Source organism: Polaromonas sp. P1_G1 (assembly GCF_056405595.1).
The window spans coordinates 66,748-90,948 of record NZ_JBFUBU010000004.1 but is presented as its reverse complement, the minus strand read 5'-3'; the positions used below and the strand labels follow the sequence as shown (position 1 = coordinate 90,948).

General features: G+C 61.3%; 23 protein-coding genes. 8 read left to right on the top strand and 15 right to left on the bottom strand.

What is annotated here, in order from left to right:
• Positions 1-46: 46 nt before the first annotated feature.
• Positions 47-985, top strand: a complete 939-nt coding sequence (locus tag AC1D1Y_RS02855) for a Bug family tripartite tricarboxylate transporter substrate binding protein (protein ID WP_477681047.1) — start codon at positions 47-49, stop codon at positions 983-985.
• 274 nt (positions 986-1,259) lie between these two features.
• On the opposite strand, the gene AC1D1Y_RS02850 is transcribed toward AC1D1Y_RS02855, so the two are convergent.
• From AC1D1Y_RS02850 to AC1D1Y_RS02830, 5 genes are all read right to left on the bottom strand, one after another.
• Positions 1,260-1,646: a DUF2845 domain-containing protein gene (locus AC1D1Y_RS02850; RefSeq protein WP_477681022.1), complete on the bottom strand. Its 387-nt coding sequence runs from the start codon at positions 1,644-1,646 to the stop codon at positions 1,260-1,262.
• 174 nt (positions 1,647-1,820) lie between these two features.
• Complete coding sequence (locus AC1D1Y_RS02845) at positions 1,821-2,540, bottom strand: ABC transporter ATP-binding protein (RefSeq protein WP_477681021.1); 720 nt, start codon at positions 2,538-2,540, stop codon at positions 1,821-1,823.
• A 14-nt stretch (positions 2,541-2,554) separates the two neighbouring features.
• Entirely contained in the window at positions 2,555-3,322 is a 768-nt protein-coding gene (locus tag AC1D1Y_RS02840; RefSeq protein WP_477652693.1) for an ABC transporter ATP-binding protein, read from the bottom strand.
• Positions 3,323-3,333: 11 nt separating this feature from the next.
• A complete protein-coding gene (locus AC1D1Y_RS02835; protein WP_477652692.1) occupies positions 3,334-4,452 on the bottom strand; it encodes an ABC transporter permease subunit in 1,119 nt (372 codons plus the stop codon).
• Positions 4,453-4,485: 33 nt separating this feature from the next.
• Positions 4,486-5,415, bottom strand: a complete 930-nt coding sequence (locus AC1D1Y_RS02830) for a branched-chain amino acid ABC transporter permease (protein ID WP_477652691.1) — start codon at positions 5,413-5,415, stop codon at positions 4,486-4,488.
• 369 nt (positions 5,416-5,784) lie between these two features.
• Here AC1D1Y_RS02830 and AC1D1Y_RS02825 point away from each other — a divergent pair, with 369 nt between their 5' ends.
• Positions 5,785-6,678, top strand: coding sequence for a LysR family transcriptional regulator (locus tag AC1D1Y_RS02825; RefSeq protein WP_477681020.1), 894 nt, complete (start codon positions 5,785-5,787; stop codon positions 6,676-6,678).
• Positions 6,679-6,692: 14 nt separating this feature from the next.
• On the opposite strand, the gene AC1D1Y_RS02820 is transcribed toward AC1D1Y_RS02825, so the two are convergent.
• The 3 genes from AC1D1Y_RS02820 to AC1D1Y_RS02810 all read right to left on the bottom strand — a co-directional run bounded on the left by AC1D1Y_RS02820 (position 6,693) and on the right by AC1D1Y_RS02810 (position 10,419).
• The gene (locus tag AC1D1Y_RS02820) at positions 6,693-7,706 is read right to left on the bottom strand and encodes an asparaginase (RefSeq protein WP_477681019.1); all 1,014 of its coding nucleotides are present in this window, start codon (positions 7,704-7,706) and stop codon (positions 6,693-6,695) included.
• Positions 7,707-7,838: 132 nt separating this feature from the next.
• Entirely contained in the window at positions 7,839-8,978 is a 1,140-nt protein-coding gene (locus AC1D1Y_RS02815; protein WP_477681018.1) for a branched-chain amino acid ABC transporter substrate-binding protein, read from the bottom strand.
• A gap of 139 nt (positions 8,979-9,117) precedes the next feature.
• On the bottom strand, positions 9,118-10,419 hold the full coding sequence (locus tag AC1D1Y_RS02810; protein WP_477681017.1) for a replication-associated recombination protein A: 1,302 nt from the start codon (positions 10,417-10,419) through the stop codon (positions 9,118-9,120).
• Positions 10,420-10,551: 132 nt separating this feature from the next.
• Here AC1D1Y_RS02810 and AC1D1Y_RS02805 point away from each other — a divergent pair, with 132 nt between their 5' ends.
• On the top strand, positions 10,552-10,932 hold the full coding sequence (locus AC1D1Y_RS02805) for a nuclear transport factor 2 family protein (RefSeq protein WP_477681016.1): 381 nt from the start codon (positions 10,552-10,554) through the stop codon (positions 10,930-10,932).
• Between the two features lie 12 nt (positions 10,933-10,944).
• Here the strand turns inward: AC1D1Y_RS02805 and lolA are convergent, their stop codons facing one another.
• From lolA to AC1D1Y_RS02790, 3 genes are all read right to left on the bottom strand, one after another.
• Complete coding sequence (gene lolA / locus AC1D1Y_RS02800; protein WP_477681015.1) at positions 10,945-11,589, bottom strand: outer membrane lipoprotein periplasmic chaperone LolA; 645 nt, start codon at positions 11,587-11,589, stop codon at positions 10,945-10,947.
• A 5-nt stretch (positions 11,590-11,594) separates the two neighbouring features.
• The gene (locus AC1D1Y_RS02795; RefSeq protein WP_477681014.1) at positions 11,595-13,943 is read right to left on the bottom strand and encodes a DNA translocase FtsK; all 2,349 of its coding nucleotides are present in this window, start codon (positions 13,941-13,943) and stop codon (positions 11,595-11,597) included.
• Positions 13,944-14,035: 92 nt separating this feature from the next.
• Entirely contained in the window at positions 14,036-14,713 is a 678-nt protein-coding gene (locus tag AC1D1Y_RS02790) for a Crp/Fnr family transcriptional regulator (protein WP_477652686.1), read from the bottom strand.
• A gap of 174 nt (positions 14,714-14,887) precedes the next feature.
• Between AC1D1Y_RS02790 and trxB the strand changes: the two genes are divergently transcribed.
• The 3 genes from trxB (at position 14,888) to rpmG (ending at position 16,409) form a co-directional block, all read left to right on the top strand.
• Positions 14,888-15,832: a thioredoxin-disulfide reductase gene (trxB, locus tag AC1D1Y_RS02785; RefSeq protein ID WP_477681013.1), complete on the top strand. Its 945-nt coding sequence runs from the start codon at positions 14,888-14,890 to the stop codon at positions 15,830-15,832.
• 164 nt (positions 15,833-15,996) lie between these two features.
• A complete protein-coding gene (gene rpmB, locus AC1D1Y_RS02780) occupies positions 15,997-16,230 on the top strand; it encodes a 50S ribosomal protein L28 (protein ID WP_092128623.1) in 234 nt (77 codons plus the stop codon).
• Between the two features lie 11 nt (positions 16,231-16,241).
• Positions 16,242-16,409 carry a 50S ribosomal protein L33 gene (gene rpmG / locus AC1D1Y_RS02775; protein WP_007863188.1) on the top strand — a complete coding sequence of 56 codons (168 nt, stop codon included), beginning with the start codon at positions 16,242-16,244 and terminating at the stop codon, positions 16,407-16,409.
• A 228-nt stretch (positions 16,410-16,637) separates the two neighbouring features.
• On the opposite strand, the gene AC1D1Y_RS02770 is transcribed toward rpmG, so the two are convergent.
• From AC1D1Y_RS02770 to AC1D1Y_RS02755, 4 genes are all read right to left on the bottom strand, one after another.
• Positions 16,638-17,033 carry a diacylglycerol kinase family protein gene (locus AC1D1Y_RS02770; RefSeq protein WP_477681012.1) on the bottom strand — a complete coding sequence of 132 codons (396 nt, stop codon included), beginning with the start codon at positions 17,031-17,033 and terminating at the stop codon, positions 16,638-16,640.
• A gap of 127 nt (positions 17,034-17,160) precedes the next feature.
• Positions 17,161-19,086, bottom strand: coding sequence for a linalool dehydratase/isomerase domain-containing protein (locus AC1D1Y_RS02765; RefSeq protein WP_477681011.1), 1,926 nt, complete (start codon positions 19,084-19,086; stop codon positions 17,161-17,163).
• Positions 19,087-19,501: 415 nt separating this feature from the next.
• On the bottom strand, positions 19,502-20,701 hold the full coding sequence (locus AC1D1Y_RS02760; protein WP_477681010.1) for a DesA family fatty acid desaturase: 1,200 nt from the start codon (positions 20,699-20,701) through the stop codon (positions 19,502-19,504).
• A 197-nt stretch (positions 20,702-20,898) separates the two neighbouring features.
• Positions 20,899-22,152: an RsmB/NOP family class I SAM-dependent RNA methyltransferase gene (locus AC1D1Y_RS02755; RefSeq protein ID WP_477681009.1), complete on the bottom strand. Its 1,254-nt coding sequence runs from the start codon at positions 22,150-22,152 to the stop codon at positions 20,899-20,901.
• Positions 22,153-22,219: 67 nt separating this feature from the next.
• Here AC1D1Y_RS02755 and AC1D1Y_RS02750 point away from each other — a divergent pair, with 67 nt between their 5' ends.
• On the top strand, positions 22,220-22,480 hold the full coding sequence (locus AC1D1Y_RS02750; RefSeq protein WP_477681008.1) for a DUF1653 domain-containing protein: 261 nt from the start codon (positions 22,220-22,222) through the stop codon (positions 22,478-22,480).
• Between the two features lie 25 nt (positions 22,481-22,505).
• Complete coding sequence (locus AC1D1Y_RS02745) at positions 22,506-24,122, top strand: peptide chain release factor 3 (protein ID WP_477652678.1); 1,617 nt, start codon at positions 22,506-22,508, stop codon at positions 24,120-24,122.
• The last annotated feature ends 79 nt before the right edge of the window (positions 24,123-24,201 follow it).

Below are 24,201 nucleotides of genomic sequence, written 5' to 3'. Positions count from 1 at the left end.
TCTCACCCTTCCCTCCCTGCTGGGCAAAAGCCTGGCGGTATGTTTTATGGCCGGCGCGGCCCTGTCGCCCGCCCCTGCACTGGCCCAGGCCAAGATCATGCGCATCATCGTGCCGTATGCGGCCGGCGGCCCCATCGACGCAACTGCCCGCCTGATGGCCGAGCGCGTGAAAGACTCGCTGGGCACCGTGATCATTGAAAACAAGCCGGGCGGCGGCGGCAACATCGGCGTCGACGCGATCGCCAAGGCCCAGCCCGACGGACTCACGGTCGGCATTTCGGCGGTGGCCACGCATGCCATCAACCCCTGGCTTTACAGCAAGATGCCTTACAACGCGGCCACGGATTTCGCGCCCATCACGCAGATGGTGCGTGTGCCCAATGTGCTGGTGATGAACGCCGAGACCGCGCGGCGCCTGAACATCAACACGCTGGCCGACCTGATCAAGTACGCCAAGGCCAACCCGGCCAAGCTCAACTACGCCAGCGGCGGCAACGGCAGCGCGGGCCACCTGGCCGGAGAGATGTTCAAGGCACGGGCCGGCATCTTCGCGCTGCACATTCCCTACAACGGCGGCAACCCCGCGCAGCTGGCGCTGCTCAGCGGCCAGGTGGACTACAACTTCGACAACCTCGCCACCGCCTCGGCCAACATCAAGGCCGGCAAGCTCAAGGCCCTGGCGGTCACGACAGCCCAGCGCAGCGCCATGCTGCCCGACGTGCCGGCGGTCGCCGAGACACTCAAGGGCTTCGAGATCGACACCTGGTGGGGCCTGGTGGCACCCGCGGGCACGCCGAAAGACGTGGTGGCCAAACTGAACCATGCTTTTGTCGCCGCGCTGAACTCCCCCGAAGCCAAGGCCCGCTTCGCCACCCTGATGGCCGAGCCCGTGGGCAGCACGCCCGAACAGTTCGGCGCCTTCATGAAGAGCGAACTGGCCAAGTACGAAAAAGTGGTGAAGGCCTCCGGCGCAAAGGTGGACTGATCCCGGGGCCTGGAGCGATCCAGCGCCCCTAAAAAAAGGCCGGCGTCCAAAGGGAGCCGGCCTTTTTTATTGAGCATCGCTATGGGGGGCTCTTAACCCAGCAGGGGCCGCGGGACTGGCTTTGCCAGACCGCAGGCGCAGCGGCCCCCGAGGGGCTGGAGCCCGCGGCTCCAAGCCTGCCTGCGCAGGCTTGGACGGGCGACAGAGGCGAAGCGTCTCGCGAGCCGCGGCCTGCAAGGCCTCGGGAGCTACACGAAGTGAGCGACCGTGGGGGCTATTTCACCCGGTCGCCGTAACGAATGGTTGTGAGCGACCCGCCCTCAAACAGCAGCATGGTCATGAACTGCCCATAGCCGGGGTTGTAAGTCCACTCTTCGACCTGCTGGCAGGTGTTGACCGTGACGTTGGTGGTGGTGCCACCGGAGGTAGTGGGCACTGTCGGCGTGGTGACCGGCGCGCTGGACACGGTTTCCTGAACGGGTTTGCAGAAGCTGTCTTTCAGGACTGGCTCGCCGCATTTTTGCAAAATGGTGCCTTTGGAGTTGCCGATCTGCGCAAGGTCGCCCTTGCAGCGCAGCGACTGGGCGGAGGCGCCGGTGAACGCGGAAGAAGCCAGGAAGGCCAGGGTCACGGCGGCTGCACGGACAAAGATTGGATTCATTTTTTGCTTCCCAGGGTTCGATAAAGATGCGCGCGCGGCGCACCCTTTGAACTTTATGCGCAAAGATTTGGCGCGGCAAGGCATTTATGGCCCCGGGGCCGGGCCGCCGGTATTACTGCTGCAGTGCGCATCCCGCGGCGCCGTGCGGCGCGCGGGCTGGCGCAATGCAATGACTTACTCGCCGAGGTAGGCGGCGCGCACGCGCGGGTCGCTGAGCAGCTGTTTGGCGTCGCCGTTCATGGTGACGTTGCCGGACTCCATGACGTAGCCGCGGTTGGCGATGCCCAGCGCGCGGCTGGCGTTCTGCTCGACCAGCAGCACCGTCACGCCGCGGGAGGAGACGTCTTTCACGACCTCGAAGATCTTGTCGACCATGATGGGCGACAGGCCCATGGAGGGCTCGTCGAGCAGCAGCACCTTGGGACGGCTCATCAGCGCGCGGCCCATGGCCAGCATCTGCTGCTCGCCGCCGGACATGGTGCCGGCCAGCTGGTCCTTGCGCTCGCGCAGGCGTGGGAACAGCACGAACATCTTCTCGATGTCTTCGGCGATGCCGGCCTTGTCGCTGCGGATGTAGGCGCCCATCTGCAGGTTTTCAGTGATRGTCATGCGGGTGAACACGCCGCGGCCTTCSGGCACCATGGCCAGGCCTTSCTTGACCAGGTCCCAGGCGCCGCGGCCCTTGATGCTCTTGCCGAGGTATTCGATGTCGCCGTCCAGCATCGGCAGGGTGCCGGTGATGGCCTTCATGGTGGTGGTCTTGCCGGCGCCGTTGGAGCCGATCAGCGTGACCAGTTCACCGTCGTGGACTTCGAAGTCGACGCCCTTGACCGCCTGGATGCCGCCGTAGGCGACCTTCAGGCCGGTGACCTTGAGGAGTGTGTTTGCTGCCATGTTCTTGCTTTCCTTCAATGACCTGTGCCCAGATAGGCGGTGATCACTTTTTCGTCTTTTTGCACGTCGGCGGGCGCGCCTTCGGCGATCTGCTTGCCGTAGTCGAGCACGGTGACGCGGTCGCACAGGCCCATGACCAGCTTGACGTCATGCTCGATCAGCAAGATGGTGCGGTTGTCCTTGCGGATGCGGTCTATCAGTTCGCGCAGCTGCACTTTTTCGGTGGCGTTCATGCCGGCGGCCGGCTCGTCAAGCGCAATCAGCTGCGGGTCGGTGGCCAGGGCCCGGGCGATTTCCAGGCGGCGCTGGTCGCCGTAGCTCAGGGTGCGGGCCTTGAAGTCGGCGTACTTGCCGATGCCCACGTAGTCGAGCAGTTCCTGCGACCGCTTGGCGATGGCGGCTTCCTCGTGCTTGAAGCCCGGCGAACGGAACACGGCGCCCAGCAGGCCGGACTTGGTGCGGATGTGGCGGCCGACCATCACGTTCTCGAGCGCGGTCATGTCGGCGAAGAGGCGTATGTTCTGGAAGGTGCGGGCAATGCCGGCCTTCGCGACTTCATGCACGGCGGTGGGCTTGTAGGCCTTGCCGGCGAGCTCGAAGCTGCCGCTGTCGGGCGTGTAAAGGCCGGTCAGCACATTGAAGAAAGTGGTTTTGCCGGCGCCGTTGGGGCCGATCAGGCCGTAGACCTGGCCGCGCTCAATGTGGATGCCGACGTCGCTCAGGGCCTGCAGGCCGCCGAAGCGCTTGGAGACACCGGAGACTTTAAGAATGGTTTCGCTCATGTCCATTCTCCTTAAGGGTTGATTGACTGAATGGGGTCTTTGCCGACGACCTTGTTCAGCGACTTGCCGTGTTCCGCGGACGGCCAGAGGCCGCGCGGACGCATCAGCATGATGGTGATCATGGCCAGCGCGATCAGCAGCTGGCGCAGGATGGCGGAATCAAGGCGGCCGTCGGTCATGGCCTGCAGCGGGCCGGCGACGTGGCGCAGCACCTCGGGCAGCGCGGCCAGCAGCAAGGCGCCAAGGATGACGCCGGGAAGATGGCCGATGCCGCCCAGCACCACCATGGCGACGATCATGACGGACTCCATCAGGCTGAAGGATTCGGGCGAGACAAAACCCTGGAAGGCCGCGAACATCGAGCCGGACACGCCGCCGAAGGTGGCGCCCATGCCGAAAGCCAGCAGCTTCAGGTTGCGGGTGTTGATGCCCATGGCCTTGGCGGCGATCTCGTCTTCGCGGATGGCCATCCAGGCGCGGCCGATACGGGAGTTTTCGAGACGGTGGCAGATGACGACCGAGACGATCACCAGCACCAGGAACAGGTAGTAATACATGGACACCGAGTTGACCTCGAAGCCGAAGAACTCATGCGGCTTGCCCAGGTCGAAGCCGAAGAACTTCATCGAGTCGATCTGGTTGATGCCCTTGGGCCCGTTGGTCAGATTGATGGGGCGGTCCAGGTTGTTCAGGAACACCCGGATGATTTCGCCGAAGCCCAGCGTCACGATGGCCAGGTAGTCGCCGCGCAGCTTGAGCGTCGGGGCGCCCAGCACCACGCCGAAAAAGCCGGCAAGCGCCGCCGCGGCCGGGATGATGGCCCAGATCGGCAAATGCAGCCCGTTCGGGAACTGCGCAGCGATCCAGGGGAAGGCATCGGCCAGATGCGGCGAGCCCAGCAGCGCGAACAGGTAGGCGCCGACGGCGAAGAAGGCGACATAGCCCAGGTCCAGCAGGCCGGCGTAGCCGACCACAATGTTCAGGCCCAGGGCCAGCAGCACATAGAGCAGCGCCATGTCGACGATGCGCACCCAGGCGTTGCCGCCCTGCTGCAACAAGAGGGGCAGCACCAGCAGCGCCGCCGCGACGACCAGGAAGGTCACCAGTTTTTTGGATTGTGTGGAATTCATCAATATTCTCCTTGTGTACCGGATGGACAGGCCTTACGCCCGGTCCGCCACACGCTCACCCAGCAAGCCCGAAGGCCGCAGCGTGAGGACAAAAATCAGCACGATAAAGGCGAAGATGTCGGAGTACTGGCTGCCCAGCACGCCGCCCGTCAGCGGCCCGATGTAGCCCGCGCCTATCGATTCGATCAGGCCCAGCAGGATGCCGCCCAGCACCGCGCCGCCCAGGTTGCCGATGCCGCCGAACACGGCCGCCGTGAAAGCCTTGAGGCCGGGCAGGAAGCCCATGGTGTGCTGTACGGTGCCGTAGTTGGAGGCGTACATCACGCCGGCCAGCGCCGCCAGGACGGCGCCGATGATGAAGGTGGCCGAGATGACGGTGTCGGGCTTGACGCCCATCAGTGCCGCCACGCGCGGGTTCTCGGCGGTGGCCCGCATGGCGCGGCCCAGCTTGGTGTAGTGCACCAGCCACATCAGCACGGACAGGGAGACGGCGGTGGCGCCCAGGATGAAGAGCTGGGTCACCGTGATGACGGCGCCGCCGACCTGGAAAGGCTCGCTCGGCAGCAGGGTGGGATAAGGTTTGTAGTTGGGCTTCCAGATGATCATGGCCAGTGTCTGCAGCAGCAGCGACATGCCTATGGCGGTGATCAGCGGGGCCAGCTTGGGGGAGTTTCGCAGCGGCCGGTAGGCGATTTTTTCAATCGCGAAATTGAGGGCGCCGCAAACGACAAAGGCGATCAGCAGCGATATCAGCAGGATCAGCCAGCCCGGCGTGCCCGGCATGGCGCTCTGCATCAGGCCGATGATGGTCCAACTGGTGAGCGCGCCCACCATCAGTACCTCGCCGTGCGCGAAATTGATCAGGTTGATGATGCCGTACACCATCGTGTAGCCCAGGGCGATCAGGGCATACATGCTGCCCAGGACCAGACCATTGATGATCTGCTGAAGCAATATTTCCATAACTCACTCTCCCGTCCGATTGATGAAATTGCAAGCTCCGCCTTGCGGCCGCCCACTGCCGGGATCACCGGCCGCTGGCGCGAGCTAACAAAAAGCCCGCCTATCAAAACCAGGTAACTGGGTTGGGTGGCGAGCTAATCCGCGAATTGTAGCCATCGGCCTTAAGCGAGAATCGGGCCAAGCAGGCGGTTTTCGCGGGGTTTACCCTTAACATTCTGTGAAACGTCGAATTTTAATTTTTCATTAGTTGTTCTTATGTAGGTTACTCTTCAAAATCAAGCCTAATGTGAAACCAGGTGCGACATCGGCCTCGCAGCATTTCGCCAAGCCGCTTGAATAAAGGCAATTTCTCCATTTTTGGATTGCGATATGCGGTTTCATAAATACGAGGCTATCAACGCGGTGTTCCTTTGCGGCACGGTCACGGGCGCGGCAAAAATGCTCAACCTTTCGCAGCCGGCCGTGTCCCGCCTTATTTCAAGCGCGGAAAATGAACTAGGCTTCCTTCTGTTTCATCGCCAGCAAGGGCGAATGGCACCGACGGACGAAGCCCAGCAACTGCGCCCGGCGATTCTGAAAATCATGGAATCCATGAGCCACGCTGCCTCACTGGCCGCGGGCTTGCGCATCGGCGGCACCAGGCAACTAAGGATTGCAGCCGTCCCTTCGCTGGCCACAGCCGTATTGCCGCGAGCGGTTAAATCATTCATTGAGCAATATCCCAAATGCAAGCTGACACTGGAAACCTACCATTACGACTCCCTTGTTGATGCGCTTCTGGCCGGACACGTCGATGTCGGATTTGTTTATGAACCGGTAGCGCATGCGGCGTTGGCGACCACAGACCTGCTGCAGGCATTCTTCTGTTCGGTGTCCACATTCGGCTATTTTTCGAAAGCCAAAAAATCCATTTCCGTCCAGGACCTTGCCTCCTGCAACATCATCGGATTGAGCAAGGATGACCTGGTCGCGTCGCTGATTGCCCAGACGGACGGGATGGCGGACATTGCGCTCACCCGCAATGTTTCGGTCGAAACCAGCGTGGTGGCCATGCATCTGGCCGCGCAAGGGATGGGCGTCGCCCTGGTTGACTCGCTGACGGGTGCACTGGGAAAGCTGCACGGAGCGCAGGTTTTGCCCTTTAGCCCCGAAGTGCCCATACGGGTGGCCGCGATGCGTCTGGTCACACATCAAGCCACACTGCATGAGAAAAAGTTTGTTGAGCATTTCGCGGCCCAGGCCCGTCTGATTCAAGCTGGTTGACATCGCAAATCGGCTCAGTAGCTGTCAAAGTAGCGCTGCAGCTCTGGTGCGTACTGCGTCAGGGTCAGTGCCAGGCTGAGCAGCACACGGGCTTTTTGCGGGCTGAGCGTGTCAGAGCTTATGCTGCCGAAAGCGTCGTCGTTCATCGCGCCGTTGCGCGACACAAGGCCGCTTCCGGTGCGGGAGCTCCTGACGACCGCGACGCCACGGAGAATCGCCTCACGATAAGCCGTCTGGTGAACGCTGGAAATCGACCCGTTTCCGGTGCCCGCATGCACAAGGCCGCGTGCGCCACCGCCCAGGAAGGCCTGAATACTTTCGCTGCCCCCGCCGGCGTAGGCATAAACAATATCCACCTTGGGCAGGCTTTGGAGGCCCGACACACTGAAGGGCGAACTCAGCGTATGGTGGCGTGAGGGCATCCGATGAAGTTTGACATCACCGTTTTGCATATAGCCGACGCACCCAAATTCGGGACTGCAAAAACTGTCGATCGATGAGGTATGGGATTTGGTCACTTCACGGGCCGAAAAGATCCGTTCATTTGCCACCACCATCACGCCAAATCCTCGCACCTGGGGGCTGGCCGCCAGTTGCACCGCCCGCAGGAGATTCAAAGGCCCATCCGCACTGATGGCGGTTGCGGGCCGCATGGCCCCCACCACCACGACCGGCTTGGCCGTCTTCAAGGCCAGATGCAGAAAGTAGGCGGTCTCCTCCAGCGTATCGGTTCCCTGCGTCAGCACAAAGCCGTCCGGCTCTTCGGCCTCGTCGAGCCGAGAAATCGCGTTGGCCAGGAGAAGCCAGGTATCGGTGGAAAAGTTTTCGCTGCCCAACTGGCTGATCTGCACCGTGAGCAATTCGACCTCTTTGGGCAGATAAGGCGCCAGCGGCAGCAAAGTGTCGGCCGCGGAAAGCTGCGAATCCTGGTAGCTGAGTACATCGGATGCGGAGCTGGCTTCGCCTGCGATGGTGCCCCCGGTGCCCAGAACGGCAATCCTTGTTTTTCGCATCAATGTTTCAACCATTGCGTTAAAGATAATGGTGCCGCCCACTGGCGATCACACGACGGATCGCACCGCGGGGCGGACACCAGGAAGACAGCGGCAGTGGCATCAACGCCGCTGTCTTTTCGCCTGGCGCCTGATGGCCAGGCGCTGTCACTTCATGGTGACAAGCGTGGTTTTGACACCCTGCGGATAGGTGGACAGCGTGACGGCAGCGTTCTTACGCTGGCCTGCGCCGTCAAATTCAATATGCCCGGTGATGCCTTCATACTTTGTCTTTCCGACATAGGCCAGGTATTTGGCGGGCTCCGCAGAACCGGCAGCCCGCATGGCATTGGCCAATATCATGACGTTGTCGTAGGCATAAGGTGCGTAAACCACGACGTCGGCTTTGTAGGCGGCCTTGTAGCGTTGAGCAAAACCGGGGCCTCCCTTCATGTCCATCAAGGCTTCGCCGCCGTCGCCGCAAATCACGTTTTTACCGACCGCCTGCGCACCAAGCTTGGGCAAATCACCGGTGCAGACACCGTCGCCCCCCATGAAGGGAAGCTGCCCAATCCCCAACTGGGCCATTTGGCGAAGCATGGAACCTGCCTGTCCATCCAGGCCACCAAAAAAGACGGCCTGCGCCTTCTTGCCCTTGATCGTCGTCAGGATGGGAGAAAAATCAGTTGCCTTGTCACTGGTAAATTCACGCGCGACGATTGTTCCGCCCAACGATTTGAAGGTTTTTTCAAACTCGTCCGCCAGGCCCTGGCCATATGCCGTACGGTCATCAATCAAAGCGACGTTGTGAATTTTGAGCTTTGTGGCCGCAAAAACAGCCAATGCGCTACCGATCATTCCGTCGTGGGCAATGGTACGGAACGTGGTTTTGTAGCCCAGTTGCGTGAGTTTCGGATTGGAAGCCGCAGGCGTGATGTGCGGAAGGCCGGCTTCGCTGTAAATCCGGGCGGCGGGAATGGTGGTGCCGCTGTTGTTATGCCCCACGACGCCATTGACACCGCTATCGACCAGTTTTTGCGCAACCGCGGTTCCCTGCTTCGGGTCAGCCTGATCGTCTTCAGAAACAAGCTCGAACTTCACGGTTTTGCCGCCAATCCTGAACTGGCTGGCATTGAGGTCTTCAATAGCAAGCTGCGCACCACGCTCGTTGTCCTTGCCGTAGTTTGCGGCAGGGCCGGAGAGCGGACCGACGATGGCAATTTTTACTTTGTCCTGGGCGCAAACCGAAGCTGCCGAAACAACTACCAGCACGGAAAGAACGCTTTTTACGCAATAACTTGGCGACATGCACGACTCCTGATGAATTGAGGAATCGGTAGTATCAAGCGGAGGTTTCCCCTTGAGGCATGCGCAGACGAGGCATGCCATGCAGAAAGCGTATGCGCTGTTTTGGGGAGCACCGGCCTGCAGGCCACCTGCGCGCGTCCTATTTCTTCGTGTCGTTTTTTACGCGCAGTTGCTCGAGCTTTTCGGCAATTTTTATTTCCAGCCCTCTGTTGACCGGCCGATAAAAGTCCGGGGCCTGCATGCCTTCGGGAAAGTAGTTTTCACCGGCCGCGAAGCCGCCTTCCTCGTCGTGGGCGTAGCGGTAGTTTTTACCGTAATCCAGCTGTTTCATGAGCTTTGTTGGTGCATTGCGCAAATGCAGGGGCACCGGCCGGGTGCCGTCCCTGGCGATAAAAGCCTTGGCTTCGTTGAAGGCCTTGTAGACCGCGTTGGACTTGGGCGCCACCGCCAGGTAAATCACGCACTGGGCCAGCGCCAGTTCGCCCTCGGGCGAGCCCAGGCGTTCATAGACTTCGGCGGCGTCCAGCGCCATGCGCAGCGCCCGCGGGTCGGCCAGGCCGATGTCCTCGCTGGCCATGCGCACCAGCCGGCGCGCCATGTAGCGCGGTTCGGCGCCACCGTCGAGCATGCGCATGAACCAGTAAAGCGCGGCGTCGGGGTCTGAGCCGCGCACCGACTTGTGCAGGGCCGAGATGGTGTCGTAGAACTGCTCGCCGCCCTTGTCGTAGCGGCGCAGGCGCTCGCCCAGCACCTTGAGCAGCCAGGCGTCGGTGACCTCGGTAACCTTCTCGGCCTTGGCCGCCACGCTGAGCGACTCGAGCGTGTTGAGCAGGCGCCGGGCATCTCCGTCGGCATAGGCCACCAAGCGGTCGGCAGCCTCCGCCGCGATGGTCTCGATGGCCGGCAGCGCTTTTTCGGCCAGGACCTTGGCCACGATCTGCTTCAGGTCGGCTTCGCCCAACGGCTGCAGCACATAGACGACCGCGCGCGACAGCAGGGCCGAGTTAACCTCGAACGAGGGGTTTTCGGTGGTGGCGCCTATGAAGGTGAAAAGGCCGCTTTCCACATGCGGCAAAAACGCATCCTGCTGGCTTTTGTTGAAGCGGTGCACCTCGTCGACAAACACGATGGTGCGGCGACCGCTTTGCGCCTGCCAGATGCTGGCCTGCTCCACCGCTTCGCGGATGTCCTTGACGCCGCCCAGCACGGCCGAGATGGTGATGAAGTGCGCGTCAAAACTGCTGGCCATGAGCCGCGCGATGGTGGTTTTGCCCACCCCCGGCGGCCCCCACAGGATGCAGCTGTGCGGCTGGCCGGACTCGAAGGCGATGCGCAGCGGCATGCCCTCACCCAGCAGGTGCTGCTGGCCTATGACCTCACCCAGGTTTTGCGGGCGCAGGCGTTCGGCCAGGGGCTGGTGGGTAGAGGAAGCGGCTTTCACGGGAGGGCGGGAAACAGGGGAGACCAGAAAATCGGAAACTGCGATGCCAGAAGTCTAAGCCACCGAGCCGGGTCGGCGGCAGGGTTACGGCAAGTCGTGTAAAACACCATCACCCCCTTCCAAGGAAACGCCATGCCAAGCCCCGAAACACTGGAACGATTTATCGCGCGCGTTGAAGAAAACGCCCACGCCGAAGCCATTGAAGAGTTCTACACCGAGAACGCGTCCATGCAGGAAAACCAGTCCGCCCCGCGCGTCGGCCGCGCCAACCTGGTCCTGGGCGAGCAGAAGGTGATGGAAAGGGCGAAGTCGCTGACTTCGACCTGCGTGCGCCCCGCCCTGCTCAACGGCGACCACGTGGTGATCCGCTGGATCTTCCGCTTTGAGTGGCAGGACGGCAGCCGCACCGAGATGGAGGAACTTGCCTGGCAACGCTGGGAAGGTGAGCGCATCGCGGAAGAAACGTTCTTCTATGACCCCGCACAGCGGCTTCCCAAACCTCCACTGGCCTGAGCCTTTTACTCTTTACTGCCGGATCACGTCAGCACCCTTGGGCGGCGTGAAGCGGAAGGTATCGGGCGGCAGGCTGGGATTGACCTCGACCTTGCTGAAGCTCAGCACCGAGCGCTGGCCAAAACTGTCGATGATCTCCAGCGCGGCCAAGCCCGAGGATTTTTCACCGGGGCGAAAACCCACACGCACGGCCTGCAGCTGGCCCTCTTTGCTTTTGGGCGTGGCCACCACCCATTGCAGGCCGTCGGCATCGGGTGCAGCGGCCAGGTTGAAATCGGCCTGCAAGGCGCGCAAATCGGGGGCCGCGGCAATCAGGGCCGCGGGTGTGGAACCCAAGGCGCTGGACTGCTTGCGCGAGGTGACCTGGTTCAGGTCCACATCGTGCAGCCAGAGGGTCTGGCCGTCGGCCACGATGCTTTGCTCAAACGGCTTTTTATAGACAAAACGGAAGCGGTTCGGCCGGGAAAACTCGAACGTGCCGGTGGAGGTCTTGCTGCGCGCGGCCTGGCCGTCCCTGGCCGGCGCGGTGACGACCTGGGTGAACTCGGCGCGGCCGCTGCTGACGGTCTTCACGAAAAGCTCCAGGCTGTCCAGGCCGTTGGCCCAGGCGGGATGCGCACAAACCGCCACCAGCATCGTTGCAATAAATTTCTTCATGATCGTCACTCCGCCCTTGCGGGCACCAGGATGTCGCGCTGGCCGCTACCACTCATGGCGCTGACCAGCCCGGCTTTTTCCATGTCTTCGACCAACCGCGCGGCGCGGTTGTAGCCGATCTTGAGATGACGCTGCACCAGCGAAATGCTGGCCTTGCGGTTCTTGAGCACGACCTCGACGGCCTGGTCGTACATCGGGTCTTTCTCGCCGCCGCCGTTGCCGCCACTACCACCTTCTCCCAGCAGGTCGCCGTCTTCGCCGTCGACGGTGCCGCCTTCGAGCACGCCGTCAATGTAGTTGGGCTCGCCCTGCTGCTTGAGATAGGCCACCACGCGGTGCACTTCGTCATCACTCACAAACGCACCATGCACCCGGATTGGAAAGCCTGTACCACTCGGCATGTAAAGCATGTCACCCATTCCTAACAAAGCCTCGGCGCCCATCTGGTCCAGGATGGTGCGGCTGTCGATCTTGCTGCTGACCTGGAAGGMMAKMCGGGTCGGGATRTTGGCCTTGATCAGGCCGGTGATCACGTCGACGCTGGGGCGCTGCGTGGCCAGCACCAGGTGGATGCCGGCGGCCCGGGCTTTTTGCGCCAGGCGGGCGATGAGTTCCTCGATCTTCTTGCCGACCACCATCATCAGGTCGGCCAGCTCGTCGATCACCACCACGATGTAGGGCAGGCGCTCCAGCGGCTCGGGCTGCTCCGGCGTGAGGCTGAAGGGGTTGTAGATGAATTCGCCCTTGGCCTTGGCTTCGTCGATTTTTCCGTTGTAGCCGGCCAGGTTGCGCACGCCCAGCTTGCTCATGAGCTTGTAGCGTTTTTCCATTTCGGCCACACACCAGTTCAGGCCGTGGGCTGCCTGGCGCATGTCGGTGACCACCGGGGCCAGCAGGTGCGGAATGCCTTCGTAGACGCTCATTTCCAGCATCTTCGGGTCTATCAGCAGCAGCCGCACGTCGCGCGCATCGGCCTTGTAGAGGAGGCTCAGGATCATCGCGTTGATGCCGACCGACTTGCCCGAACCGGTGGTGCCGGCCACCAGGCAGTGCGGCATTTTTGCGAGGTCGGCCACCACGGCGGCGCCGCTGATGTCCTTGCCCAGGCCGATGGTGAGCAGGGACTTGGCCTCGTTGTAGACCTGCGAGCCCAGGATTTCGCTGAGCTTGATGGACTGGCGCTTGGCGTTGGGCAGCTCCAGCGCCATGTAGTTCTTGCCGGGAATGGTCTCGATCACGCGGATGGAGACCAGGCTCAGGGCGCGGGCCAGGTCCTTGGCCAGGTTGACGACCTGCGAGCCTTTGACGCCGGTGGCAGGTTCGATCTCATAACGCGTGATGACGGGGCCTGGCGCGGCGGCAACCACACGCACCTCGACGCCGAAATCCTTGAGCTTCTTCTCGATCAGGCGCGAGGTCATCTCCAACGTTTCGGGCGCCACGGTTTCCTGGCGGCTCAGCGCGCCGTCGAGCAGGTCGACCTGCGGCAGCTTGGAGTCGGGCATTTCGCTGAAAAGCGGCTTTTGCCGCTCCTTGGCGACGCGCTCGCTCTTGGGAATGTCGACCAGCACGGGTTCGATCAGCACCGGCACCGGATGGTGTTCCTCGATTTCGATGCGTTCGTCGATCAGCGTTTCCTCACGCTCGCGGGCCGCCAGCTTGCCGAAGGCCAGGTCTTCGGCGATCTCGCGCTTTTCGCGGCGCGAATCGATCAGGTTGTCTATCCAGGCGCCGACGCGCAGCGCCACATGGGCCCAGGAAAAACCGAAAACCGCCGACACGGCAATGACGCCCAGCGCGATGAACACCAGGCCGGAGCCGGCGAATCCCAGCCAGTTCTCGCCCATCGAGCCGACCAGATAGCCCAGCACCCCGCCCGCATGGCCGGGCAGTTTCAATTCAAAACGGTAGAGGCGCGACCATTCCAGCGCCGTACAGGCCACCAGCAACAACGCCAGGCTGAGCCAGAAACGGATGCGGTGGGACTCCCCGTCCGCCACCGGTTCGCCGCGCAACCACCTCGCCAGCGATCGCAGCCAGGCTTGGCCGCCGGCGGCCAGCGCCCACCAGACCGAAAAACCGAGCAGGTAATAGCTGGCGTCAGCCAGCCAGGCACCCACACGCCCGCCCCAGTTGACAAGGCTCGTGGGGTGGCCGCCGGCCGCGGCTTGAGCCGTTCCGGAAGTCGACCAGGCCGCGTCCTGCGGCGAGTAGCTGAGCAAGGCGGCCAGCCAGAAAACCAGGCCGAGCAGGCCCAGGATCAGGCTGACTTCATGGGCAAAGCGTTTGATGCCGCCGGGCGCGCCCGTGGCGGGGGAGTTTCTGGAGTTCAGGGTGTCAAGTGAGTAAGTCATGGCCCGTCGCTAAGCTTACCGTAGTTGGGCAAAGGCTTTGAGGGGCGCCACGGGCGCCAAATGAGATGGCGGGCGGGAGTCGGCGGGGAGTGCTACCCCAAGGTATGCAGCCGTTCTTTCACCAGCACGGAGCCGTCTTCCCGGGTTTCGATGAAGCCACGCTCCTCCAGGTCTTTCATGACCCGGCTGACCATTTCGCGCGAGGCGCCGACCATCTTGGCCAGATCCTGGCGTGAGACCTTGTCGCGGATCACGGTGTTGCCGGTGCCGTCGTCACTGGCAAATTCCAGCAGCGCCCTGGCCACGCGGCCGTAGACGTCCATCAGGGCCAGCGATTCGATCTGGCGATCGGCATGGCGCAGGCGCTGCACCAGCCCCTTGAGCACGGCATAGGCCATGGAGCTGTTCTCGGGCAGGCAGCGCGCGAATTCGAGGCGGCCCAGGATCAGGGCGTCGGTCTGGATCTCGGCGCGCACCGTGGCCGAATGGGGTTCGTTGTCGATCAGGCTCATCTCGCCGACGTAGTCGCCCGGGTGCATGGTGGCCAGGATGACCTCGCGGCCTCGGGCGTCAGTGGTGACGACGCGGGCGCGACCCGTCAGGATGATGGACAGGGCATTGGATTTTTTGCCCTGCTCGACGATGGGCTCGCCCCGCTTGAAGCGGCGCTTGACCACCGTATCGGCGACGGATGCGGCCTGGGCGGCCGTCAACACGGAGAAAAGGGGCACCCGGCGAATCAATTCCAGGTTGGACACCATCGTCGTCATATCTGATATCTCCCAACCTCACAAACAACGGGACGTCGCGTGAGTTCTTACAATGGCACGTAATTTATAAAACCAAATGCCGCAAAAGTATTACCCGACGGTTTTTACCTTGCGCTGCGCTTATGCGGCACGACTCTACCTGAGTTCTTACACTTTCCCAATCAGTTTTTCAACATGAAACATTCAAGAGTCTTAATCCTCGGTTCGGGACCTGCCGGCTATACCGCAGCCGTCTACGCGGCGCGCGCCAACCTCAACCCGGTGCTGATCACCGGCATTGCGCAGGGCGGCCAGCTCATGACCACCACCGATGTCGACAACTGGCCGGCCGATGTTCATGGCGTGCAGGGGCCGGACCTGATGCAGCGCTTCCTCGAACACGCCGAACGCTTCAAGACCGAGATTATTTTCGACCACATCAACAAGGTCGATTTCAGCAAGCGCCCCTTTACCCTGACCGGTGACAGCGGCACCTACACCTGCGACTCGCTGATCATCGCCACCGGCGCCTCCGCCAAATACCTGGGCCTGGAATCCGAAAGCGCCTTCATGGGCCGCGGCGTTTCCGGCTGCGCCACCTGCGACGGCTTCTTCTACCGGGGCCAGGAGGTCTGCGTGGTGGGCGGCGGCAACACGGCCGTGGAAGAGGCCCTGTACCTGTCCAACATCGCGAGCAAGGTCACGCTGGTGCACCGCCGCGACAAATTCAAGGCCGAGGCCATCCTGATCGACAAGCTGCACGACAAGGTCGCGGCCGGCAAGATCGAACTCAAGCTGCACCACACGCTGGACCAGGTGCTAGGCGACGCCTCGGGCGTGACCGGGGTGCGCCTCAAAAGCACCCAGAACGACACGACGCAGGACCTGACCCTCAAGGGCTGCTTCATCGCGATCGGCCACCAGCCCAATACCGACATCTTTGCCGGCCAGCTGGAGATGAAAGACGGCTACATCATCACCAAAACCGGGCTGCAGGGCTTTGCCACCATGACCAGCGTGCCCGGCGTGTTCGCCGCCGGCGACGTGCAGGACCACGTCTACCGCCAGGCCATCACCAGCGCCGGAACCGGCTGCATGGCCGCGCTGGACGCCCAGCGTTTCCTGGAACAAGCGGAGTAAGTCAAAAATCCCTTATAATTCAAGGCTTTGCTAAATTCGCCCCAAAAAGGCCGGGTTTGGCAGTCTCGGGTTACCGCCACCCTATTCTGGCGAGGTGAGGCAGGAATGACGACAGGCAGCAAATGCCTTCGACACGACTGCTGTTGAAAAGTACTGGAGTGCACATGGCACGCGTATGTGAAGTCACGGGCAAAGGCCCAATGGTCGGAAACAATGTTTCCCACGCCAACAACAAAACCAAGCGCCGGTTCCTCGTGAACCTGCAATACCGCCGCTTCTGGGTCGAGACCGAAAACCGCTGGGTTCGCCTGCGCGTTTCGAGCGCTGCACTGCGCCTGATCGACAAGAAGGGTATTGATACCGTGCTCGCAGACCTGCGCGCACGCGGCCAAGCTTAAGGAGCACCATCATGGCAAAAGGCGCACGCGAAAAAATCAAGCTGGAATCCACCGCCGGCACCGGTCACTTCTACACGACCACCAAGAACAAGAAAACCACGCCCGACAAGATGCTGATCATGAAGTTTGATCCCAAGGCACGCAAGCACGTGGAATACAAAGAAATCAAGCTGAAATAAATAGCTACGAATCCGTGTGTAGTAAAAACTACCACTCGGTCAGTACATTCAATAAAGGACACCTCGGTGTCCTTTATTTTTTGGGATTTAGAAAGCAGAACTCCCACCAAACAAGCAGCTTGCTACGTGGTTCGCTTGCATCCTGTTGAAATCTGATCCACATAAGCCCTATCTGTGATTTAAGCCTTGCCACAAAGGCGGCGCATCACGCACAGCGCCACAGCGCAATCACCTGGCACCCAAATAAGGCCAGAAGGTTATGACACCGATTGCCGCTGCAGCACAAGCCGCAATTAACACGCCGCCGGCGGCAAGATCCTTTGCACATTTGACTGCCAATGAATATTGTGGCGACACAACATCGCAGAGCGACTCCACTGCTGTGTTCATGGCCTCTGCCATCCAAACCATGGTCATCGCGCCAATCAGCCAACGCCAATCGCCGGCGTTCACTCGGCACCAGCCGGCCAATCCCGTCACCAGCATTGTGGCAATTAGATGCAGCCATGCGTTGTGCTGCGTTTTAAGCATCAAAGCTATCCCCTCGAAGGCATACCCAAAGCTCTTGAGGCGTGCGGCCAGAGTGAATCGCTGCAGAGCGCAGGCATGAGGGATTTCTTTCATTTCTCATCCTTCTTATTGACCAACCGCCAAGCCTGGGCAACACATGAACGTCGAACAGTGCACATCTGCATCGCCTGCAACCCATACAAGCAGCCCCATACCGTGGCCATCAAAATACAGCAGCCCATTACAGTGCGCCGGCCGGCTCCAGCGTCAAACAGGTGCGCCCAGCGAGCGGAATCTGCAAGCACACCTTTCCCATGTCGTCAGCCCGAACCTGCGTCAGGCATGCACCTGTGACCCGATAGGGTGCCAACGGGCGCAAGCCCGACACGCCCAAGCTTTTAATGCCATCGCCGGCTCCGCCGTACAGCACCGCTTGCAAAGAGCTGCTCACATCATCGGAGTGCGCAGCTGCAACCAGCACATCGGGATAGGACAGGGGTTCCAACCTGGGACCTTTTGATAAAAGTGGGTTACTGATCAAGTTTCGAAAACTGTCGCGCCCTCCGGAGTGCGCCATCAGCTCGACACCATGCGCCCATACCGAGGCCTTACTCCGGTGGGCGACCCCATGACTGAGAGTGGTTGGACACTCGTGCTCCAAGGCATCCATGCAGTTTTGATACACGCACTCATCGCCCAACTCTGCTGCCGCCAAAGCCGTCGCTGCGTAGGCACTGCCTCTTGAGAAACCATAGTTTCCTGTGTCGATGGGCCAGAATTCATTGCGCCGAAGCCGCTCATGACTATCGAACAGCTGACGTCTCAACAACAGCCATTGGCGACGCGCCAAGTCAGGTTCCAGCGCATTCAAAAAGTAGCAGGGCATCGCCAGAGGCATCGCGCCACCAATGGCGGGCAAGGCCAATCCCGTATACGTCGAACGGCATGGCACGTAGCGGCCCATGCCATCGAGAAACTCCGCGTCCAGATGCCGGCGAAACTCTGGCGCGTGACCGGCCCATTTCATCTCACCGTGCTGCGCATCGTGGGCACGCAGCGCTGCGGCTCCCATTGTGTTGCACAGGGGATAGACCCAGTTGGGCTCGCAGGCCATCAAATAAAAGGGTGAACGTTCGTATTCTTTTTCCAACCTGGACAGCAAGGACTCGAAACTGTGTTCGTAGCGTTTTCCGTTCGGATGCACCAGCGTAAAGGCACCTTTTTTTGAAAATTCCTGATTTCCCGTGCTGGCCTGGAACAGGGCCATCTGCAGCGCCACGAAGCCCGTGTACATGATGTTCTCACGGGCAGTGGGGTCGGAGTTCCACCGTAAGTTTCCCCATAGATTTTCCAGCCACCAGTAGGCCCACGCGCGGTGCTGTGTCTGCTTTTTCAGTAGCTTGCTTTGCGCGTCGCTCATGTATCCGCCCAACGCAGGCGTGAAGCGTGCCTGCGTCAAGGCAATGCCATAAGCCAGAAAGTTGACTTGATACCGAAGCGCCGCCGTCTGAAATTGATCGCGTTGCTCGAACCCCGAAAATTCATCGCGGGGTTGCAGGGCCCGATCGAGCGCGAACCTCACACGATGCAGATGCGCCAACGACATTTCCGGTTTTTGCCTTGATGGTTGGGCTGTGAAGATCGTGTCCAATCTAGCCGCTTGCCGGACCAGGTAATCGTTGTCGATGCGCCTTTGCCGGCCTGAAAACATAAACCAGCCCAGCATCGACAGGCAGCCCGCCGCAGCAGACAGCGCGAGCACGTAGTACACATTCAGTACCACGCCTGGCTGGATTGCGCCGTGGTTCATGCTCGCGGCCCAAAACGCCGAACCGAACCATACAAACGGAGGCAGCAACACATTGCCCGTACCAAACCAGACCAACAGCGCAAACGCCAAGGCACCCACCGAACACAGCCAGGCGGCTAAATGCCCCATACCACTGCCGGTGCAGATATCAGCATGCGCCAGAAATCCACCGCCCGGCACCATCAACCCCAAGCCGAAAATCTGCAAGGCATCCTGATGCGCAAAAAGCAGCAAAACCGAGCCACCCGCGACGAGCAGCAGATACAGTTTTAAAAGCCGGACAGTCTTTCTTGTCGTTACCGGACCGAAAATTCGTGTGTATGGCGGAAGAGTAGCAACGCTACGGATTGAACTCACAGACCGACCTTTCTTCGAAATGAAGCATCAGATTGATGCACTCGGCTTTCGACAGGTGCAGTCTGATACGCGTCTGTGAGGCCTTGATGAGCTATATGAAGTTGGGGTGAAGTCACCTGCCAGACGGCCATTTACGTTGCGGAACATCGACCCAATCGCCCGTTTTGAGTTGCAGGTGTGTGGAGGTCAGGCTTCAGCGCAATTCGCATGAAAGTTCTCTTCCGTGTGCAGAAGATGACTAATCTCGAACGCTCTGAACAGTACGCTGGTAGCGACCCTGCTCATTATCAAATCTTGAGGCGCTCGATCACGGAGTTCGTACTTTGCGCCGAACAATAAAAAACCGCTCTCGGATTCCTCCGGAGCGGTTTTTAAGAGGTATCGACCTGAAACCAGGCCGGTATGCAACGCCAGGTCAGGCGCGGGCGGCGCGCAGCTTCATGGAAAACTCGCGCAGGGCGGCAATGCCGCTTTCTTCCGCACGATGGCACCAAGCTTGCAAGTCGGTTGCAAGCTGCTCGCGGGAGGCAGAGGTGCTCATCCACATCTGGCGCAGCTCTTCGCGCATGGTGACCATCTTGTCGAGCACGGGGTGCTCGGCACGGGCTTGGGCCAACTGCGGCTTGGCGGCCGCGGGCACCTTGTCGTCGTCGCGGTGCAGCCAGCGATTGGCCGCGCGCAGCACGGAGACGTCGGCTTTTTTCGCTTTCAGCACTTCGATCTCGGCCTTGCCGGCACGGCGCAGTTCGCGTGCAAAACCGGCCATCACTTCGTAGCGGTGGGCGATCAGCGCTTCCAGCGTTTTCTCGTCGGCCACGGGCTGGATGGAACCCAGCTGGAGCTTGGGCGGAACCTTCTTCACGGAAGCCAGGCCGACCTTTTCCAGGGCGCGGATGTAGATCCAGCCGATGTCGAATTCGTAGGGTTTGACCGAGAACTTGGCCGAGGTCGGGTAGGTGTGGTGGTTGTTGTGCAGTTCTTCGCCGCCAATCATGATGCCCCAGGGCGAAATGTTGGTGCTGGCGTCGGGCGCCTCAAAGTTGCGATAACCCCAGTAGTGGCCGATACCGTTGATGATGCCGGCGGCCGTCACGGGAATCCAGGCCATCTGCACAGCCCAGACCGCCAAGCCTGCCACGCCAAAGAAGGCCAGGTCGATGATCATCATCAGGCCCACTCCTTGCCAGCTGTAGCGGGAATAGACATTGCGCTCCATCCAGTCGTTCGGCGTGCCATGGCCGTACTTGGTCATGGTTTCCTTGTTCTTGCTTTCGGCGCGGTACAGCTCGGCGCCTTCMMAGAACACCTTCTTGATGCCGTGGGCCTGCGGGCTGTGCGGATCTTCAAGGGTTTCGCACTTGGCGTGGTGCTTGCGGTGAATGGACACCCATTCCTTGGTCACCTGGCCCGTACCCAGCCAAAGCCAGAAGCGGAAGAAATGCGAGGGAATCGCGTGCAGATCCATGGCGCGATGCGCCTGATGGCGGTGCAGGTAAATCGTCACGCTGGCGATGGTGATGTGGGTGGTCACCAGGGCGTACAGCACGATTTGCCACCAGCTGGCGGCGAGCAATCCATTTGCCAGCCAGTCGAGGGCGGCATCAAACAAAATCATAAAAATCCTTTAAACAAGCTGCACCAGCGCCATCCAAATTTGTCTCCGGGCGCTGCACCAGACGAGGCCTTATTGTAAGGCGAACCCCCATAAATACCAAGTCTCCTGGGGTACAGAGCCAAGGGTCAAATCAGTGCGAAAAATCACGAATGAATGTGTAACATCAGCCCATCTGTCGTCTTTTGCTCGCAAAAATATCAGGACTTTTGCCAAACCGCCGCGAAAAACCCGTCAGTCTGGTGCAAGTAGGGCCAGAGTCGAAGGTAGGGGCCGCGGCACAGTTTTTCCGCATGCTCCACCCCCAGATGGGTCAACAAAGGCCCGGTTTCAAGGACGTTGAACCCCGTATTGGCCGCGCTGAAGGCTTCGGCAATCGCCTCGTTTTCTTCACGCAAGACGCTACAGGTGGCGTAAACCAGCCGGCCGCCGGGCTTTAAAAGCCGCGCGGCACTCTGCAAAATCGCGGTCTGCTTGGCCCTGAGCTCTTCAATGGCCTTGGGGTTTTGCCGCCATTTGAGGTCGGGGTTGCGCCGCAAGGTGCCCAAACCCGAGCACGGCGCATCGACCAGCACACGGTCTATCTTGCCGGCCAAGCGCTTGATGCGGTCGTCACGTTCGTGGGCAATCGCCACCGGATGCACATTGGAGAGCCCGCTGCGCGCCAGCCGGGGCTTGAGCGCATCCAGCCTGTGGCCGGAGGTGTCAAAGGCATACAGCCGCCCGGTGTTGCGCATGGATGCGCCCAGGGCCAGCGTCTTGCCGCCGGCGCCGGCGCAAAAATCGACCACCATCTCCCCGCGTTTGGCGTCCACCAGCAGAGCCAGCAGTTGCGAACCCTCGTCCTGCACCTCAATGGCGCCGCGGGTGAAAGCGTCCAGCTTGGCCAATTGAGGCTTGCCGTCGATGCGCAGGCCCCAGGGCGAATACGGCGTGGCGACGGTTTTGATCGCCGCTTTCGAGAGCTCTTTCTGGATTTCGGCGCGCTTGTCCTTCAACGTGTTGACGCGCAAATCCAGCCCGGCGGGCGCGTTGAGGCTCTCCACCAGCGGCCAGAAATCGTCGCCCAGCTGCTCCTTGAGCGGTTCCACCAGCCACTGCGGCAGGTTGTGGCGGTGCAATTCCATCAAGTCGGCCGGCTTGACCTGGTCGCAGCGCGCCAGCCAGTCTTTCTCCTGGTCGGTCAGCGCGCCCAGCAAAAAGTCGCGGTCGGCCGCAAAGCCGAGGATGGCCAGCCGCCGCTCCGGCGCGCCGCTGCCGTGCTGGGCCAGGTAGGTGTAGAGGTTTTTCTTGCGCAGCACGCCGTAAACCGTTTCGGCCACGGTGGCGCGCTCGCGCGGGCCAAGGCGGTAGTCACGGAAATAGCGCGACACCACCATGTCGGCGGGGTGATCAAATTTGAGGACCTGCTTGAGAAGCTCGGAACAACTGTCGAGTAAGGCTTTAGGATGCATAACCCCCATTGTCCCACTCCGGTCTTGCAGTACCCGTTTTTAAACCCCTTTACAGCCCCGAACTGACATGCCCGAAACCCTTGCCGAAGCACTCCCGCCCCTGATCGAAACCCCGCCCGGCCTGTACCGCCACTACAAGGGCATGTTATATGACGTGATAGGCACGGTGCGCCACAGCGAAAGCCTGGAGCCGATGACGCTGTACCGTGCGCTCTACGGCGAAAAAGGCCTGTGGGTAAGGCCCGCAGCCATGTTCAATGAAGAGGTGGTCATCGACGGCGTGAAACAGCCACGATTTGCCCGTCAGCCCGGTCCGGCGCCGCAATAGGCGCCGTCACCGATAATCGTGGGTTATGTCCGAATCCACCGAAATCGAAAAACAGGTCAAACGCCGCCGCACGTTTGCCATCATCTCCCACCCCGACGCGGGTAAAACCACGCTGACCGAAAAGCTGCTGCTGTTCTCGGGTGCGATCCAGATCGCCGGCAGCGTCAAGGCGCGCAAAGCCGCGCGCCACGCCACCTCCGACTGGATGGAGATCGAAAAGCAGCGCGGAATCTCGGTGGCCAGCTCGGTCATGCAGATGGAATACCGCGACTGCGTCATCAACCTGCTGGACACCCCCGGCCACCAGGATTTCTCGGAGGACACCTACCGCGTGCTGACCGCCGTGGACGCGGCGCTGATGGTGATTGACGCGGCCAACGGCGTTGAGCCGCAAACACGGCGCCTCTTGCAGGTCTGCCGCGCGCGCAACACCCCCATCCTGACCTTCGTCAACAAGATGGACCGCGAAGTGCAGGACCCGATGAGCGTGATGGACGAGATCGAACGCGAACTTGGCATGACGGTCATTCCTTTCACCTGGCCGGTCGGCATGGGCAAGCTTTTTCACGGCGTCTATGACAGGCGCGAGGACCGCATGCGCGTCTTCAGCCCCGGCGAGGAAAAAGCCGGCGGCGACGACGAAATCCTGGCCGGCCTGGACAACGCCGAAGCCGCCAGACGCTTCGGCGCCGAATACACGCAGGCCCAGGGCGAGATCGAGCTGGTGGCCGGCGCCACGCCCGAGTTCAACCGTGCCGAGTTCCTGGCCGGCAAGCAGACGCCCATGTTTTTCGGCTCCGCCATCAACAACTTCGGCGTGCAGGAGGTGCTGGACGCGCTGGTCGACCTGGCGCCCGCGCCCGCCGAGCGCGAGTCCATCCAGCGTGTGGTGCACCCCGAGGAGAAAAAATTCTCCGGCGTGGTGTTCAAGATCCAGGCCAATATGGACCCGGCCCACCGCGACCGCATCGCCTTCCTGCGCGTGGCCAGCGGTGAATTCACGCGCGGCATGCGCCTGAAGGTGGTGCGCAGCGGCAAGGAACTGCGGCCCAACACCGTGGTGAGCTTCATGAGCCAGCGCCGCGAACTGCTGGACACCGCCTTTGCCGGCGACATCATCGGCATCCCCAACCACGGCGTGCTGCAGCTCGGCGACACGCTGACCGAAGGCGAAGCGCTGCAGTTCACCGGCCTGCCCTTCTTCGCGCCCGAAATGTTTCGCGCCGTCGAGGTGGCCGACCCGCTGCGCAGCAAGCAGCTGCGCGCCGGCCTCACGCAGCTCGGTGAAGAAGGCGCGATCCAGGTGTTCCGGCCTATCGCCGGCTCATTGCTGCTGCTGGGCGCGGTCGGCCAACTGCAGTTTGAAGTGGTCGCTCACCGCCTGGAACATGAATACGGTGTCAAGGCCCGCATCATGGGCAGCAACTTCAACCTCGCGCGCTGGGTCACCAGCGACGACGCCAACGAACTGAAAAAATTCATGGATGCCAACGCCCACCGCGTGGCGCTGGACGCCGTCGATGCACCCACCCTGCTGGTGGATCACAGCGCCACCCTGCGCGCCGTGGAACAGCAATGGCCCAAGATCAAGTTCCATGCGCTGCGCGAGCACGCCGGGCTGGTGTTCCAGTCCAAGATGTAAACGACTTCACCTCGCTCCGTCAAGACGTAGAACGGGCGTCAGCCGCTATCCCATGGACAGTGACTGACGCCCGTAGCTT